Here is a 15,046-nt window from a genome sequence, read left to right on the forward strand (position 1 = left end):
GAGGTGATGCTATCGCAGGCTAGCCAGCTCCCACATTTGGACTGCAGTGTTTTTTAAATGTGTATCAGTTCCAGCCAGCCCGATCCATCAACCGAATCGCCTCAGCCTGGCGTTTGCCCGCCACTTCCACCGGCAAGGTGTCCGCCACGAACTTGCCCCAGGTCGCCACTTCGGCCGACGGCGGCACCGCTGGGTTGGCTGGGAACTCCTGGTTCACGTCGGCGAAGATCTTTTGCGCCTCAGGCGTGGTCATCCACTCCACCAGCGCCTTGGCCGCTTCCGGGTGCGGCGCGTGCTGGGTCAGGCCGATGCCCGACAGGTTCACGTGCACGCCACGGTCGCCCTGGTTCGGCCAGAACAGCTTCACCGCCAGGTCCGGCTTCTGCTTGTGCAGGCGCCCGTAGTAGTAGGTGTTGACGATGCCCACGTCGCACTGCCCGGCGTTGATGGCTTCGAGCACGGCAATGTCATCGGAGAACACGTCAGTGGACAGGTTGTTGACCCAGCCCTTGACGATTTCCTCGGTCTTGGCCGCGCCGTGGGTTTCGATCAGGGTGGCGGTCAGCGACTGGTTGTAGACCTTTTTCGCCGTGCGCAGGCACAGGCGGCCTTCCCACTGCTTGTCGGCCAGGGCTTCGTAAGTCGTGAGGTCACCCGGTTTGACCCGGTCGGTGGAATAGGCGATGGTCCGGGCACGCAGGCTCAAGCCGGTCCAGGTGTGTTTGGAAGAGCGATATTGCAGGGGAATATTCTTGTCGATCACCGCCGAGGTGAACGGTTGCAGGATACCCATTTGCTCGGCCTGCCAGAGGTTCCCAGCATCAACAGTGAGCAGCAGGTCGGCAGTGGCGTTTTCGCCCTCGGCCTTGATGCGCTGCATCAGCGGGGCTTCCTTGTCGGTGATGAACTTCACCTGCACGCCGGTCTTCTTGGTATAGGCATCGAACACCGGCTTGATCAGTTCGTCGATGCGCGAGGAGTAGACCACCACTTCGTCGGCCGCCTGCACAGTGGTGCTGCCGATCAGGGTGAGTGCCAGAGCAGTCAGGAGGCGCTTGGGTGCCAACATGGGGACGGTCTCTCATTTGCAAAAAGAGGGCAAATGATAAGGACTCACATTTAGTGGCGCTTGGTCGAGGCGTTACCAGATGTTGCAGCCCGGATTTGCACTGTGAACGCCCTGACAACGAACGCTAACCACGCTTCGACGCGAGTAGCTCTTGAGCTTGATCCTGCCTTTGATCCAAGGCGCCCCCCAGGAACCCAAAGTGGCCGTTACCTGGATAACAGGTATGTACTCGGTCTGATCCAATACCCAGGTCGCCCGTCAGGCCGCTTTCGCGGGCAAGCCCGCTCCCACATTTCTGGATCGCGGGGTTACGCTGTCGGGCCGCGCCTACAGGGGTTTGGCGAGATCGGGCAAGTCACCGGTCAAGCCCAAGGCTTGGCGCACGAACACCGCCTTGGCTTCGGGCATCTGGTCGACGAGCTTCAGGCCGGCATTGCGCAACCAGCGCAGCGGCAGTTGATCGGCCTGGAACAGGCGCTCGAAACCTTCCATCGCCGCCATCAACGCCAGGTTGTGCGGCATGCGTCGACGTTCGTAACGGCTCAGCACCTTCACGTCCGCCAGTCGTTCACCCCGCTCGGTCGCCGCCAACAGCACTTCGGCCAACACCGCGGCATCCAGGAAACCCAGGTTCACGCCCTGCCCCGCCAAGGGGTGGATGACATGGGCCGCGTCGCCAATCAACGCCAGGCCTTCGGCCACATAGCGCTTGGCATGTCGCTGACGCAACGGCACGCAGACACGCGGGTCGGCGCTGATCACGTGACCCAGTTGCCCTTCGAAGGCGCGCTCCAGTTCACGGCAAAAGCTTTCATCGTCCAACGCCATCAAGCGTTCAGATTCGGCCGGCGTGGTCGACCAGACGATCGAGCACCAATCCTCCTGTCCATCCCGCACCAGCGGCAAAAACGCCAGTGGGCCGGTATCGGTAAACCGTTGCCATGCCGTGCGCTGATGCGGCTGGCTGCTGCGCACGCTGGTAACGATGGCGTTATGCAGGTAATCCCATTCGCGGGTCGCGGTGCCGGTCAGGCGGCGCACAGCGGAATGGGCGCCGTCAGCGGCCACCACCAGGGGCGCGCGCAATTTGCGCCCATCGGCCAACGTCAGCAGCCAGTCATCGCCGGAGCGGCGCATCTGTTCCAGGCGTGCATTGGCAAGCAGGCCCAGGTCGCAGTCATGCAGGCGGTCAAGCAAGGCATCCTGAACCACGCGGTTCTCGACGATGTGCCCGAGCACCTCGGCATGCACGCTGGCCGCCGAGAAGTGGATCTGCCCGGTGCCGCTGCCGTCCCACACCTGCATCTCGCCGTAGGGGCTGGCGCGCCGTGAGACGATGCCGTCCCATACACCCAGGCGCTCGAGGATGCGCTGGCTGGCGGCGGACAAGGCACTCACCCGGGGCTCGAAGGCCGCGTCGCGGTCGAACGGCTTGACACTCAGCGGGCTGCCGTCGAGCAGCAGCACCTGCAAGCCACTGCCCTGCAACGCCAGCGCCAGGGCGCTTCCGACCATTCCGGCCCCGACAATCAGCACATCTGCGCGCATGTCCATGCTTTAAGCCTGTCTCACTGGCGGCTTGCGCCGCACGTAAAGGGTTTTATCGACCCGCGCCACCAGGGTGCCGGAGCCGTCATGAATCTGCACCTCGAGGTGGGGCAAATATTTCTCGCCACCTTCGGTCTGTCGACGAATCTCGTCCAGCAAGGCCTCGTCGATGGAAAATTCGGCATACACCGGGCCTTTGCCCGGCGAAACGAAGTCGATACTCGCGGCCTTGTCCCACACGATGTAATCGCGCCCCAGGTTCTCCATCAGCATCAGCATGTAGAACGGGTCGACCATCGAATACAGGCTGCCGCCGAATTGCGTGCCGACATAGTTGCGGTTGTACCAGCCCAGGCCCATGCGCACTTTGACGTGACGAAAGTCGGCGCTCATGTGCCGGACGCTGACCCCCGCCCCCAGGTAGGGCGGATACAGGGTCATGACCCAACGCAACAACCGCGCCTTGCCCAGGCGCTCGATCAACCCCTTACGCATCGGGTCGCGTGCCCAGGCCCATGGCCTGGCGGGCGAACCAGCGCTTGGCCGGTGGCAACAGGTCCAGGCCCAGCAGGCCCATGTTGCGGCCTAGCGCGACCAGCGGCTGGGCGCTGCCAAACAGTCGGGTGACCTGGTCGGAGAAGCCCACGGTGAGTTTCTGATCCAGGCGCTGACGCTCGCGATAGCCTTGCAAGGTTGCCAGGTCACCCGGCACCTGCGGCCCTGCCAGCAAGGCCTCGGCCAACGCATGCGCATCGCGCAGGGACAGGTTGAAGCCCTGCCCGGCGATCGGATGCAGGCTGTGGGCGGCGTTGCCGAGGACGGCCAGGTGGGAACGCACTTGTTCCTCGGCTTCCACCAGCGTCAACGGGTACAGGTGGCGGGCCCCCACTTGCTTGAGCGTGCCCAGGCGGTAGCCAAACACGCCCTGCAATTCGCTCAAGAAGCTGCGCTCGTCGAGGTTGGCCAGGCGCTGCGCATCCATGCCAATACGGGTCCAGACCAGCGCGCAGCGGTTGTCCGGCAGCGGTAACAGGGCCATCGGGCCTTCGTCGGTGAAGCGCTCGAACGCTTCGCCGTTATGCGATTCGCTCGGGGTAATGTTGGCGATCAGCGCGCTCTGGTTGTACGGACGGGTTTTCACGCCAATGCCCAGCTGTTCGCGCAGTCCGGAGCGGCCACCATCGGCCAGTACGGCGAGGTCGCAGTCCAGCACGGTTTCATCGTTGAGGACCAGGCGGTAGCCATCGGGCAGCGGCTCCATGCGCGTGACTTCCGCCGGGCAACGCCAACTGACCACGTCTTTGTCCAGGCCTTGCCACAGGCATTGGCCCAGCCAGGCGTTTTCCACCACGTAACCGAGGGCCGGCACGCCCTCCTCCATGGCGGACAAACGCGCGGTGGAGAAACGCCCACGGTCCGACACGTGGATCTGCTTGATCGGCTCGGCGCGGCGGGAAATGTCCTGCCACAGGCCCAGGCGCTGATAGATCTGCCGGGCGCCAAAGGACAGCGCTGAAGAGCGCGCATCGTAGCTCGGCTGGTAGCTGTCGCCCGGCGCGAAGGGTTCGATCAGCACGATCTTCCAGCCTCGCGCCTTGGCCCCGGCCTGCAACGCCAGCGCCAGGCTGGCGCCCACCAGGCCACCACCGATGATCGCCAGGTTGACCCGGCTCATCGGGCGGCCGCCATCAGCGCTTCGATGTCAGCGACAGTCTTGGGCACGCCGCCGGTCAGGATTTCACAGCCTTGCTTGGTCACTACCACGTCGTCCTCGATGCGTACGCCAATGCCACGCCATTTCTTTGCCACGTTCTGGTTGTCCGGCGAAATGTAGATCCCCGGCTCCACGGTCAACGCCATGCCGACTTCCAGCACACGCCATTCACCGCCGACTTTGTACTCGCCCACATCATGCACATCCATGCCCAGCCAGTGCCCGGCGCGGTGCATGTAGAAGGCGCGGTACGCTTCGCTGGCGATCAGCTCGTCGACGTCACCCTGGAGCAGCCCCAGCTCGACCAGCCCGGAGGTAATCACGCGCACCGTCGCCTCATGGGCCTGGTTCCAATGTTTGTTCGGCGCGATCTCGGCAAAGGCGGCTTCCTGGGAAGCCAGCACAATCTCGTAGATCGCCTTCTGTTCCGGCGAAAACTTGCCGTTGACCGGCCAGGTGCGCGTGATGTCGCTGGCGTAGCAATCGATCTCGCAACCGGCGTCGATCAGCACCAGGTCGCCGTCCTTGAGCACTGCGTCATTCTGCTGGTAATGCAGGATGCAACTGTTGCGCCCGGCGGCGACGATGGAGCCATAAGCAGGCATCTTCGCGCCACCCTTGCGGAATTCATAATCCAGCTCGGCTTCCAGGCTGAATTCGCGCAAACCGGCGCGGCTGGCCTGCATTGCCCGCACATGGGCGGCGCAGGAGATTCGTGCGGCCTCGCGCATCACCTTCACTTCTGCCGCCGATTTATACAGGCGCATGTCGTGGAGCAGATGATCCAGGGCAACGAATTCATTCGGCGGCTGCGCGCCCAGGTGCGCTTTAGAGCGGATCACATTGATCCACTCCATCAGGTGCCGATCGAATTCAGCGTTGCTGCCCATGGCCGAATACACCCGGTCGCGGCCTTCGATGAGGCCGGGCAGGATGTCGTCGATATCAGTGATGGGGAAGGCATCGTCGGCGCCGAAGTCACGGATCGCGCCTTCGGTGCCGGCGCGCAGGCCATCCCACAGTTCGCGTTCGGCATTGCGCTCGCGGCAGAACAGCACGTACTCGCCGTGCTGGCGACCGGGCATCAGCACGATCACCGCTTCGGGCTCGGGGAAACCGCTCAGGTACTGGAAGTCACTGTCCTGGCGGTACACATGCTCGACGTCACGGTTGCGGATCGCCACGGCCGCGGCCGGCAGGATCGCGATGCTGTTGGGTTCCATCTGCGCCATGAGCGCCTTGCGGCGTCGGGTGTATTCCGCTCTGGGGATATGGATCATGGGCAGATGGGCTTCCTTTCTTAATGCAGCGACGGCTTGGGTGCAGCAGGCTCAGCGGACTTCTTGGTCTCGGTGAACAGCAGCAGCGGCGCGACGCGCAGGTATTCCATCACTTCCATGTAGTCGCTTTCGCCGTCTTCGGATTCTTCCAGGGCATCTTGCACCTGGGAGATGGCTGCCAAATCCTGCAACACTTCCTGGGCATCGGTGCTCAGCTCCAGGCCGCCGGCGTTTACGCCGAAACCGTGGAGGAAACCTTGGCACCATTGGCCCAGGGCGGCAGCGCGTTCGGTGAGCGGCGCATCGTCGGTCGGCAGCAGCAAGACCACGGTGACGTCATCACCGGTCAGCTCGCCCTTGACCATTTCTTGCAGGCCGATCAGCGCGTTACGCACGTTCTCGGTCGGTTCGGTTTCCAGCAGCTCGGCCACATCGGCCAGCCAGTTGTCGGCATCAAAGCCAACGCCGGTGCAGCTGCGACCCAGCAACACGCCGTGCAGTTCGGCAGGCGAGCAGGGGTGGCCGCTGGCGCTCAGCAGTTTGGAGAAAGCATCGTACGGGGAGTTCTGAATGGGCATGGTGAGCTAGGCGCCAGACGGCGCAATGTCTAGAATGGAGCGCTGTATCCTAGCACCGGCAGACGTACCAAGACTATCAAGGGCGTCAGATCGTTTATCCTGCAGTTGCCATTCATCAGACAAATCCAGTGGAACCCAATGGAAGACACCGACCTGCAAGCGCTGATGGCCAGACTCGAATTGCTAATTACTCGGGTCGAGCAACTTAAGAGTCAAAACGGACTCCTATTAGCTCAGGAAAAGACCTGGCGCGAGGAACGCGCTCACCTCATTGAAAAAAACGAAATCGCCCGGCGTAAGGTCGAATCGATGATTTCGCGCCTGAAGGCCCTGGAGCAAGACTCATGAGTTCAAGCAATAGCGTCACCGTGCAGATCCTCGATAAAGAATATTCGATCATCTGCCCCCAGGAAGAGCGCAGCAACCTGGTGAGCGCCGCCCGCTACCTGGATGGCAAGATGCGTGAGATCCGCAGCAGCGGCAAAGTGATCGGTGCCGATCGCATCGCCGTGATGGCCGCGCTGAATATCACCCACGATTTGCTGCATAAGCAGGAACGCCCTGACGTGCAGGCCAGCGGCTCGACGCGCGAGCAGGTGCGTGACCTGCTGGAACGTGTTGACTTGGTGCTTTCCAGCGATTCAGACGCACCCAAGGGCTGATTGCCGCGACTGTTTAAGGTATACTCGCCCCACTCCCTGGCGTGTTTGCCAGTCGGCGATGTCCCTGAGCCGATTCGCACTACCCTGGAAGTTGCACGTTGGGCTGGTGTGCATGTCCGCTAGACGGAAAGCCTTAAAGCCTACTGCATCTTCCACCTTGAACTTTCGGGTTCAAGGGCTAAGTCGACAGCGGCTCTGTCGGGGAGCCTGAATTCCCAAACTCAATGCCAGTCCTCGGACTGGCATTGTTTTATGAGCCGAAAACCATGACCGAACCTGCGCCGCTTTCCCGTCCGCAACTTCGACGCATGTTGCGCAATGCCCGCCGCGCCCTCACACCGAGCGAGCAGCGCAAGGCCGCCCACGGCCTGTATCGGCAACTGGCACAGCACCCGCTGTTTCGCCGGGCCAAACATATCTCGTTGTATCTACCGACGGACGGCGAAATCGACCCGCGACTGCTGCTGCGCGCTGCCCAGCGCCGGGGCAAGGCCACCTACCTGCCGGTGCTCAGCGCCTGGCCGCGGACCAAGATGGTGTTCCAGCGCGTACGGCCTGGGGAAAAGCTGCTGCCCAATCGCTTTCGCATCCTGGAACCACGGGTGAATATCAGCCGGCAACGCAAGGTCTGGGCACTGGACCTGGTGCTGCTGCCATTGGTGGGGTTCGATGATGCGGGGGGACGCCTGGGCATGGGCGGCGGGTTCTACGATCGCAGCCTGGCGTACCTGGCGCGTCGTCAGAGCTGGCGCAAGCCGACGCTGCTGGGGCTGGCCCATGAATGTCAGAAAGTCGAACGATTGGCGCAGGCGAGTTGGGATGTGCCCTTGGCAGGCACCGTCACCGATAAGCATTGGTATATTGCGAAGACGCCACTGGAGTCAGCGGCGCCTTGAAGAAGGGTCAGCGCTTGAACGGTTGTGGCTGCTGCTGAGCCAGTTCAACGGGAGCATCGGTCTTGTTCGACCACAAGCTTTGGGCATACCCGGTGGTCACGACGCCCAGACCAAACAAAATCACCAAAATCCATAGTAAATCCGGTTTACGTTGCATCGATTGCCCCCCTTCAGGCACCTCGTACACGATGACAACAACGTTCCAAAGTAGTCCGTTGCAGCTGCGTCAAGCTTTAAAAGCCGGCATTCTGCGGTAACGTGAACCAACACGCAAACCTTGGCGCCAACCGACTGTCGGTTTGTCATCAAATTGCCTGACAACTTGCCCACGCCCTTTTTCAGGAGCCCAAAAATGGCCTACTGGCTGATGAAATCCGAGCCCGACGAACTCTCCATCAAAGGCTTGGAAAAGCTCGGCGAAGCGCGTTGGGACGGGGTGCGCAACTACCAGGCGCGCAACTTCCTGCGTGCCATGGCAGTGGGTGACGAATTTTTCTTCTACCACTCCAGTTGCCCCGAGCCGGGCATCGCCGGCATCGGCAAAATCGTCGAGGCGGCCTACCCGGACCCTACGGCACTGGAGCCAGAAAGCCACTACTTCGACGCAAAGGCCACCCCGGAAAAGAATCCCTGGAGCGCGATCAATGTCGCCCACGTCCAGACCTTCCCCAAGGTTCTCGGACTGGGTTACCTCAAGCAGCAAACCGCCCTTGCCGAACTGCCCCTGGTGCAAAAAGGCAGCCGGCTATCGGTGATGGCCGTCACGCCCGAGCAATGGGCCGCCGTGATCCATTTGCTTTAACTGACCGGTATCAACGCCCCGCCGGGGCAAACCGTTCAAACTAGGACGCTAATGCCGCAGGAAGCAGCCATGTCGACGAATCACCGCACCTCCCGCCTTTTCGCCAGCGCACTGATCGTCCTGTTACTGGGCGCAGGCGCCTTCGGTTACTGGCGCTCCACCCAGGACCGCCTGCCCGACGGCCTGAGCATGGGCAATGGCCGCCTGGAATCTACTGAAGTGCAGATCGCTGCGAAGATCCCCGGGCGCCTGGCCGACGTGCGCGTCGACGAAGGCGACAAGGTGCTCAAGGGCCAACTGCTCGCACGCATGGACACCCGCACCCTCGAAGCCCAGCGCGCACAGGCCGAAGCCGAAGTACTGCGCGCCAAGGAAAACTTCGCCGCCGCCGAAGCCAACGTGCAACTGCGCCAGAGCGAACAACTGCTGGCCAACCAGGAACTCAAGCGCACCCAGGAGCTGTACAAGCGTGGCTTCGCCAGCAGCCAACTGATCGACCAACAGCAGGCACGGCAGAACACCGGAAACGCGGCGGTGGTTGCTGCGCAGGCCCAGGTCAACTCGGTAAAGGCCGCCATCGGTGCCGCCGAGGCCCAAGTGGCCCAGCTCACCAGTGAGATCGACGACAGCAGCCTGCGCGCGCCTATCGACGGCATTATCCAGCTGCGCCTGGCCGAGCCGGGTGAAGTGCTGGGCGCGGGCGGGCGTGTATTACTGTTGATCGATCCCAATGATCAATACATGAACCTCTACCTGCCCGCCTCCGTGACCGGCCGCCTCACCGTCGGCAGTGACGCGCGCGTCCTGCTCGACGCCTTGCCCGACCAGCCGCTGCCGGCCAAGATCAGTTTTGTCGCCGCCAAATCCCAATTCACGCCCAAGGAAGTGGAAACCCGCGACGAACGCCAGAAACTGGTGTTCCGCGTCAAACTGCGCCTGGCCCAACCCAGCGCCGTGCCCCAGGCCAAACCGGGTATGCCCGGCGCAGGCTATGTGCGCACGGCTGACATTGACTGGCCGGCCAACCTGCAATGACCGCCCTGGCGCTGCAGGCGACGGGGATCAACCACCGCTACGGCAAGCAGCAAGCACTGGTCGACATCACGTTCAGCTTGCCGGCCGGCACGCGCTGCGGGTTGATTGGCCCGGATGGCGCGGGCAAGTCGAGCCTGCTGGGCTTGATCGCCGGGGTCAAAAAGCTCCAGGACGGCCAGTTACACGTGCTCGGTGGCGCCATCGAGGACCGTCGTCACCGCAACAGTCTGTACCCGCGCATTGCCTTTATGCCCCAGGGTTTGGGTGGCAACCTGTACCCCGAACTGTCCATCCGCGAAAACATCCGGTTCTTTGCCACCCTGTTCGGCCTGTCGAAAGCCGATTGCGACCAACGCATGCACAACCTGCTGCTGGCCACCGACCTCGCACGCTTTGCCGACCGCCCGGCCGGTAAATTGTCCGGCGGGATGAAGCAGAAGCTCGGCCTATGTTGTGCGCTGATCCACGACCCGGACCTGCTGATCCTCGACGAACCCACCACCGGCGTTGACCCGCTGTCACGGCGGCGCTTCTGGGAACTGGTTGAAAGCGTACGCAGCGAGCGTCCGCAATTGACGCTGCTGGTGGCCACGGCCTATATGGAAGAAGCCGAGCAGTTCGAACATTGCCTCATGCTCGATCGCGGCAAGCTGATCGCGGACGGCCTGAGCAGTGAACTGGCATCGGCAACATCCGGCGGCAAATTAGATGAGGCGTTTACCCACTTCCAGGGCGACAGCGCCCACGACAACCAAGCGCTGGTCATCCCTCCAAGGGCAAACGCCAACGCCGATATCGCCATCCAAGCCCATGACCTGACCCTGCGCTTTGGTGATTTCACCGCGGTGAACAAGGTCAGCTTCGCCATTGGCCGAGGCGAGATCTTCGGTTTCCTCGGCTCCAACGGCTGCGGCAAGACCACCACCATGAAAGTCCTCACCGGGCTGATGCCGGCCACTGAAGGCAGTGCGATGCTGCTGGGCAATCCGGTGAACGCCAAGGACCTGGCTACCCGCAAGCGTGTGGGCTTCATGTCGCAAAGCTTCTCGCTGTATGGCGAGCTCAGCGTGCGCCAGAACCTGGTACTGCATGCACAATTGTTCGACTTGCCCAAGGTGGACAGCGGCCAGCGGATTGACGAGTTGATCCAGCGTTTCGACCTCGGTGACGTGGCTGAACAACCGTCCGGCGAACTGCCCCTTGGCCTGCGCCAGCGCTTGTCACTGGCGGTGGCGGTGCTGCACCGCCCGGAAGTGCTGATCCTCGACGAGCCCACCTCGGGTGTCGACCCGGCCGCGCGAGATGACTTCTGGCGGCTGCTGGTCGAGCTTTCCCGCGAGCAGGGCGTGACCATTTTCCTGTCCACCCACTTCATGAACGAAGCCCAGCGCTGCGACCGCATTTCCCTGATGCACGCGGGCAAGGTGCTTGCCTGCGATACGCCGGACGCGCTGCAACGGCAATTCCACGGCGATACCCTGGAGGCTGCCTTCGTCACCTGCCTGGAACAGGCCCAGGGCGAAGCAGAACCCGCCGCACCCACTGCAACCCCTGCAACCGTCAACGCAACCAGCACACCGCCCGTGAGCAAGCCTGGTTTCAGCCTGCCGCGCCTGCTGGCCGTGGCCAGCCGCGAAAGCAAGGAGCTGCTGCGCGACAAAGTGCGCATGGCCTTTGCACTGCTGGGTGCGATGTTCATGATGGTGATCTTCGGCTACGGCATTTCCCTGGATGTGGAAAACCTCGCGTTCGCGGTCTACGACCAGGACCAGACTCCCCAAAGCCGTGCCTACCTGGAGGCCTTTCGCAGCTCCCGCTATTTCGCCGAGCAGTTGCCCATTCAGGACTCGAATGAACTGCACCGACGCTTGCAACGCTCGGAAATCAAACTGGCCCTGGAGATCCCGCCCGGTTTTGGCCGCGATCTCTACGCTGGTCGCCAGCCCACGGTGGCCGCATGGCTCGACGGCGGCATGCCGTTTCGTGCGGAAACCAGCCGTAACTACGTAGAGGCCGTGCACCAGGGCAACCTTGCGCAACTGGCCGAGCTGAGCAGCGTGCCACGCAACAACCAGGCGGCCGCCAAGCTGGAGACGCGCTTTCGCTATAACCAGGACGTGGTCAGCGTAAACGCCATCGGCCCCGGCGTGATGGCGCTGATCCTGGCGTTTATCCCGGCGATGCTCACCGCCCTCGGCATCGTGCGCGAGAAGGAGCTGGGCTCGATCACCAACTTCTACGCCACGCCACTGACCCGCCTGGAATTCCTGCTCGGCAAACAGGCGCCGTACCTGGCCGTGAGCCTGGTCAACCTGGCGGTATTGGTGGCGATGAACCGCTGGCTGTTCGGCGTGCCGTTCAAGGGCAGCGCCCTGACGCTGGCATGCGGCGGCCTGCTGTACGTACTGGCGACCACCAGCATGGGCCTGCTGATTTCGGCGTTCACCCGTACGCAGATCGCGGCGATCCTGGGCACCATGATCATCACCAGCTTGCCGACGATCCAGTTCTCCGGGCTGATCGTGCCGCGCTCGTCACTGGAAGGTGCGGCGGCATTGATGGGCACGTTGTTTCCGGCCGGGCACTTCCTGGATATTGCCGTGGGCACGTTCACCAAGGCCCTGGACCTGCGCCAGTTGTGGCCGCAGTGCCTGGCGTTGTTCGGGTTTTTCGTAGGGTTTACCGGGCTGAGCCTGATCATGCTCAAGAAGCAGGAGGCCTGATGCATACATGCGCGCACATCCTGCGCCTGGGGATCAAGGAACTGACCAGCCTGCGCCACGACAGCGTGTTACTGCTGTTCCTGTTCTACGCCTTTACCGTCGCTATCTATATGCCCGCCGCGGGTTCGGTGATCGGCGTGCACAACGCCAGCGTCGCGTTTGTCGATGAGGACCACAGTGCGCTGTCGCGGCAGATGGCCGAGGCGCTGCAGCCGCCCGAGTTCCAGGCGCCCGCGCCGCTGGCCTACGACCAACTGGACAAGGTGATGGACAGCGGTGAATACACTTTCGTGATCAATGTGCCGCCGAATTTCCAGGCCGATCTGCTGGCGGGGCGCCAGCCAGGCGTGCAGGTGAATGTGGATGCCACGGCCATGAGCCAGGCGTTCATGGGCGCGGGCTACATCGGGCGGATTTTCCAACGGGAATTGCTGACCTATAGCGGACAAAGCGATGTCGCCAGCCAGGCACCTGCGCTGCTCACCACTCGGGCGCTGTTCAATACCAACCTGGAAGGCGGGTGGTTCCTGGCGGTGATCCAGATCGTCAACAACATCACCATCCTCGCCATTATCCTGACCGGCACCGCACTGCTACGCGAGCGCGAGCACGGCACCCTCGACCACCTGCTGGTACTGCCGCTGACGGCGCTGGAAATCATGCTGGCGAAAATCTGGAGCAACATGCTGGTGGTGGTGCTGTGCACCTGGCTGTCACTGGAGGTGGTGGTCAAAGGCCTGCTGGGCGTGCCGCTGGCCGGGTCGCTGAGTTTGTTTCTGTTGGTGACGGCGCTCTACCTGTTTGCCAGCACCGCGCTGGGCATCTTCCTCGCCACCCTCGCCCGCTCGACGCCGCAGTTCGGCCTGCTGGCAATCCCGGTGATTATTCCAATGCTACTGCTCTCAGGTGGCAGCACGCCGCTGGACAGCATGCCTGAGTGGCTGCAGTGGGTGATGCAGGGCTCGCCGTCGACGCATTTTGTCAGTTTGAGCGCGGCGATTCTGTTTCGGGATGCGGGGGTGAGTGTGGTGTGGCCAGACTTGCTGGCGCTGGCGGGGATTGGGCTACTGTTTTTTGCGGTGGCGTTGGCGCGGTTCAGGAAGAGCCTGGCGTCGTAACCGGCAGTAACCCACGTGTCGTGGTGGACCGGCCGGCCCACCACGACACGTGCGCTTGCGACGCTTACTGGATGATCAAGTTGTTGAACAACAGGTCTTCCACCACCGGTTTGCCGGTCTCGTCGTTCATCACTTGCTGGGTTTGCTTGAGCGCTTCCTGGCGCAGCTTTTCCTTGCCTTCAACGGTGCTCATGGCCTCGTTGGTCTGCTGGGTGAACAGCGCCACCAGTTGGTTACGGATCAAGGGGTCATTGGCTTTGACCAACGCCGCGGCTTCGGTGCCGGTCACGCGCAGGGCGATGTCGGCCTTGAACACCTTGAGTTTCGCTGTGCCGTCCAGGCCGTAGTTACCCACGAACGGCGGGCTCAGGCTGATATAGCTGACCTTCGGCGCCTCGCCTTCCTTGGCTTCTTCGGCCTGGGCTGCCATCGGCAAAGTCAGGGCCAGCATCAACAGGATCCACGCTTTCACAGTTCATTCCTCACATTCGGTTGCCGGGTAGCATAACGCTAGCAAGGCAGAGCACAAGCTTATGGCGGCTTATCAGGCCTGGGCATGCTCGTTGACCCACGGGCGTACCCTCCTACACTTATCGGCCACGACGCCAAAAGGAATAGTCCGATGAAAGCTGTGCTGTGCAAAGCCTTCGGCCCCGCCGAAACCCTGGTGCTGGAAGAGATCGCCAGCCCGGCGATCAAGAAGAACGAAATCCTGCTGGACGTGCATGCCGCCGGGGTCAACTTCCCGGACACCCTGATCATCGAAGGCAAGTACCAGTTCAAGCCGCCCTTCCCGTTCTCGCCCGGTGGCGAAGCGGCAGGCGTGGTCAGTGAAGTGGGGGAAAAGGTCAGCCACCTGAAGGTCGGTGACCGGGTCATGGCGTTGACCGGTTGGGGCAGCTTTGCCGAACAGGTTGCGGTGCCGGGCTATAACGTACTGCCGATCCCGCCGAGCATGGACTTCAACACCGCCGCCGCTTTCAGCATGACCTACGGCACCTCGATGCACGCGCTGAAACAACGCGCCAACCTGCAGCCCGGCGAAACCCTGCTGGTCCTCGGCGCATCCGGTGGCGTGGGCCTGGCCGCAGTGGAAATCGGCAAGGCCATGGGCGCACGGGTGATCGCCGCCGCCAGCAGCGCGGACAAGCTCGCGGTAGCCAAGGCCGCCGGCGCCGATGAGGTGATCAACTACAGCGAAACTGGCCTGAAAGACGAGATCAAGCGCCTCACCGACGGCAACGGCGCCGATGTCATCTACGATCCGGTGGGTGGCGATCTGTTTGACCAGGCCATCCGTGCCATCGCCTGGAATGGTCGCCTGCTGGTGGTGGGGTTCGCCAGCGGGCGTATCCCGGAACTGCCGGTGAACCTGGCATTGCTCAAGGGGGCTGCGGTGGTCGGGGTGTTCTGGGGCTCATTCGCCCAGCGTCAGCCGCAGGACAATGCGGCGAATTTCCAACAATTGTTCACCTGGTACGGCGAAGGCAAACTCAAGCCGCTGGTGTCGCAGGTGTATCCGCTGGAACACGCCGCCCAGGCGATCAATGACCTGGGGCAGCGCAAGGCGGTGGGCAAAGTGGTTGTCCAAACCCGATAACACACCTGCAATGCCGTCCAT

At 62.5% G+C, this 15,046-nt stretch carries 16 protein-coding genes and 1 other RNA gene; 9 read left to right on the forward strand and 8 right to left on the reverse strand.

Annotated features, from left to right (window positions below):
• Positions 1–64 precede the first annotated feature (64 nt).
• The 6 genes from ATH90_RS27445 to ATH90_RS27470 form a co-directional block, all read right to left on the reverse strand.
• Positions 65–1,069: an extracellular solute-binding protein gene (locus tag ATH90_RS27445; RefSeq protein WP_034110126.1), complete on the reverse strand. Its 1,005-nt coding sequence runs from the start codon at positions 1,067–1,069 to the stop codon at positions 65–67.
• 327 nt (positions 1,070–1,396) lie between these two features.
• Positions 1,397–2,617, reverse strand: coding sequence for a 2-octaprenyl-3-methyl-6-methoxy-1,4-benzoquinol hydroxylase (locus ATH90_RS27450; protein ID WP_164403475.1), 1,221 nt, complete (start codon positions 2,615–2,617; stop codon positions 1,397–1,399).
• A gap of 9 nt (positions 2,618–2,626) precedes the next feature.
• Positions 2,627–3,112, reverse strand: coding sequence for a DUF4442 domain-containing protein (locus tag ATH90_RS27455; protein WP_034110130.1), 486 nt, complete (start codon positions 3,110–3,112; stop codon positions 2,627–2,629).
• Positions 3,105–4,292, reverse strand: coding sequence for a 2-octaprenyl-6-methoxyphenyl hydroxylase (gene ubiH / locus ATH90_RS27460; RefSeq protein ID WP_034110132.1), 1,188 nt, complete (start codon positions 4,290–4,292; stop codon positions 3,105–3,107). The genes ATH90_RS27455 and ubiH overlap by 8 nt, the downstream gene beginning before the upstream one ends.
• Positions 4,289–5,611: a Xaa-Pro aminopeptidase gene (gene pepP / locus ATH90_RS27465; protein WP_034110134.1), complete on the reverse strand. Its 1,323-nt coding sequence runs from the start codon at positions 5,609–5,611 to the stop codon at positions 4,289–4,291. The genes ubiH and pepP overlap by 4 nt, the downstream gene beginning before the upstream one ends.
• 20 nt (positions 5,612–5,631) lie before the next feature.
• Positions 5,632–6,189: a YecA/YgfB family protein gene (locus tag ATH90_RS27470; protein WP_025857400.1), complete on the reverse strand. Its 558-nt coding sequence runs from the start codon at positions 6,187–6,189 to the stop codon at positions 5,632–5,634.
• A 138-nt stretch (positions 6,190–6,327) separates the two neighbouring features.
• On the opposite strand from ATH90_RS27470, the gene ATH90_RS27475 reads away from it, so the two are divergent.
• From ATH90_RS27475 to ATH90_RS27490, 4 genes are all read left to right on the forward strand, one after another.
• Positions 6,328–6,537 (forward strand): TIGR02449 family protein, encoded by a 210-nt coding sequence (locus ATH90_RS27475; RefSeq protein WP_007982902.1) that lies wholly within the window; start codon positions 6,328–6,330, stop codon positions 6,535–6,537.
• Complete coding sequence (locus tag ATH90_RS27480; RefSeq protein ID WP_010207385.1) at positions 6,534–6,851, forward strand: cell division protein ZapA; 318 nt, start codon at positions 6,534–6,536, stop codon at positions 6,849–6,851. The genes ATH90_RS27475 and ATH90_RS27480 overlap by 4 nt, the downstream gene beginning before the upstream one ends.
• Positions 6,852–6,881: 30 nt before the next feature.
• Positions 6,882–7,060: non-coding RNA, 6S RNA (ssrS, locus tag ATH90_RS27485), on the forward strand.
• Positions 7,061–7,117: 57 nt separating this feature from the next.
• Positions 7,118–7,747, forward strand: a complete 630-nt coding sequence (locus ATH90_RS27490) for a 5-formyltetrahydrofolate cyclo-ligase (RefSeq protein ID WP_034110138.1) — start codon at positions 7,118–7,120, stop codon at positions 7,745–7,747.
• Positions 7,748–7,754: 7 nt separating this feature from the next.
• On the opposite strand, the gene ATH90_RS29440 is transcribed toward ATH90_RS27490, so the two are convergent.
• Positions 7,755–7,904: a hypothetical protein gene (locus tag ATH90_RS29440; RefSeq protein ID WP_010207387.1), complete on the reverse strand. Its 150-nt coding sequence runs from the start codon at positions 7,902–7,904 to the stop codon at positions 7,755–7,757.
• Between the two features lie 195 nt (positions 7,905–8,099).
• On the opposite strand from ATH90_RS29440, the gene ATH90_RS27500 reads away from it, so the two are divergent.
• From ATH90_RS27500 to ATH90_RS27515, 4 genes are all read left to right on the forward strand, one after another.
• Entirely contained in the window at positions 8,100–8,549 is a 450-nt protein-coding gene (locus tag ATH90_RS27500; protein ID WP_034110140.1) for an EVE domain-containing protein, read from the forward strand.
• 69 nt (positions 8,550–8,618) lie between these two features.
• The gene (locus ATH90_RS27505) at positions 8,619–9,584 is read left to right on the forward strand and encodes an HlyD family secretion protein (protein ID WP_098467549.1); all 966 of its coding nucleotides are present in this window, start codon (positions 8,619–8,621) and stop codon (positions 9,582–9,584) included.
• Entirely contained in the window at positions 9,581–12,307 is a 2,727-nt protein-coding gene (rbbA, locus tag ATH90_RS27510) for a ribosome-associated ATPase/putative transporter RbbA (protein ID WP_098467550.1), read from the forward strand. The genes ATH90_RS27505 and rbbA overlap by 4 nt, the downstream gene beginning before the upstream one ends.
• A complete protein-coding gene (locus tag ATH90_RS27515) occupies positions 12,307–13,425 on the forward strand; it encodes an ABC transporter permease (protein ID WP_098467551.1) in 1,119 nt (372 codons plus the stop codon). The genes rbbA and ATH90_RS27515 overlap by 1 nt, the downstream gene beginning before the upstream one ends.
• Positions 13,426–13,489: 64 nt before the next feature.
• On the opposite strand, the gene ATH90_RS27520 is transcribed toward ATH90_RS27515, so the two are convergent.
• Complete coding sequence (locus ATH90_RS27520) at positions 13,490–13,897, reverse strand: flagellar basal body-associated protein FliL (protein WP_015886451.1); 408 nt, start codon at positions 13,895–13,897, stop codon at positions 13,490–13,492.
• A gap of 150 nt (positions 13,898–14,047) precedes the next feature.
• On the opposite strand from ATH90_RS27520, the gene ATH90_RS27525 reads away from it, so the two are divergent.
• The gene (locus ATH90_RS27525; RefSeq protein ID WP_034110148.1) at positions 14,048–15,025 is read left to right on the forward strand and encodes an NADPH:quinone oxidoreductase family protein; all 978 of its coding nucleotides are present in this window, start codon (positions 14,048–14,050) and stop codon (positions 15,023–15,025) included.
• Positions 15,026–15,046: the final 21 nt, after the last annotated feature.

Source organism: Pseudomonas lurida (genome assembly GCF_002563895.1).
Classification (GTDB): domain Bacteria; phylum Pseudomonadota; class Gammaproteobacteria; order Pseudomonadales; family Pseudomonadaceae; genus Aquipseudomonas; species Aquipseudomonas lurida.

Excerpts from the sequence above, each read along its gene's own strand:
- ATH90_RS27505 (WP_098467549.1), top strand. The coding sequence starts at position 8,619 with ATGTCGACGAATCACCGCACCTCCCGCCTTTTCGCCAGCGCACTGATC.
- ATH90_RS27480 (WP_010207385.1), top strand. The coding sequence starts at position 6,534 with ATGAGTTCAAGCAATAGCGTCACCGTGCAGATCCTCGATAAAGAATAT.
- ATH90_RS27500 (WP_034110140.1), top strand. The coding sequence starts at position 8,100 with ATGGCCTACTGGCTGATGAAATCCGAGCCCGACGAACTCTCCATCAAA.
- pepP (WP_034110134.1), bottom strand. The coding sequence starts at position 5,611 with ATGATCCATATCCCCAGAGCGGAATACACCCGACGCCGCAAGGCGCTC.
- ATH90_RS27445 (WP_034110126.1), bottom strand. The coding sequence starts at position 1,069 with ATGTTGGCACCCAAGCGCCTCCTGACTGCTCTGGCACTCACCCTGATC.
- ATH90_RS29440 (WP_010207387.1), bottom strand. The coding sequence starts at position 7,904 with ATGCAACGTAAACCGGATTTACTATGGATTTTGGTGATTTTGTTTGGT.
- ATH90_RS27475 (WP_007982902.1), top strand. The coding sequence starts at position 6,328 with ATGGAAGACACCGACCTGCAAGCGCTGATGGCCAGACTCGAATTGCTA.
- ubiH (WP_034110132.1), bottom strand. The coding sequence starts at position 4,292 with ATGAGCCGGGTCAACCTGGCGATCATCGGTGGTGGCCTGGTGGGCGCC.
- ATH90_RS27515 (WP_098467551.1), top strand. The coding sequence starts at position 12,307 with ATGCATACATGCGCGCACATCCTGCGCCTGGGGATCAAGGAACTGACC.
- rbbA (WP_098467550.1), top strand. The coding sequence starts at position 9,581 with ATGACCGCCCTGGCGCTGCAGGCGACGGGGATCAACCACCGCTACGGC.
- ATH90_RS27490 (WP_034110138.1), top strand. The coding sequence starts at position 7,118 with ATGACCGAACCTGCGCCGCTTTCCCGTCCGCAACTTCGACGCATGTTG.
- ATH90_RS27450 (WP_164403475.1), bottom strand. The coding sequence starts at position 2,617 with ATGCGCGCAGATGTGCTGATTGTCGGGGCCGGAATGGTCGGAAGCGCC.
- ATH90_RS27455 (WP_034110130.1), bottom strand. The coding sequence starts at position 3,112 with ATGCGTAAGGGGTTGATCGAGCGCCTGGGCAAGGCGCGGTTGTTGCGT.
- ATH90_RS27525 (WP_034110148.1), top strand. The coding sequence starts at position 14,048 with ATGAAAGCTGTGCTGTGCAAAGCCTTCGGCCCCGCCGAAACCCTGGTG.
- ATH90_RS27470 (WP_025857400.1), bottom strand. The coding sequence starts at position 6,189 with ATGCCCATTCAGAACTCCCCGTACGATGCTTTCTCCAAACTGCTGAGC.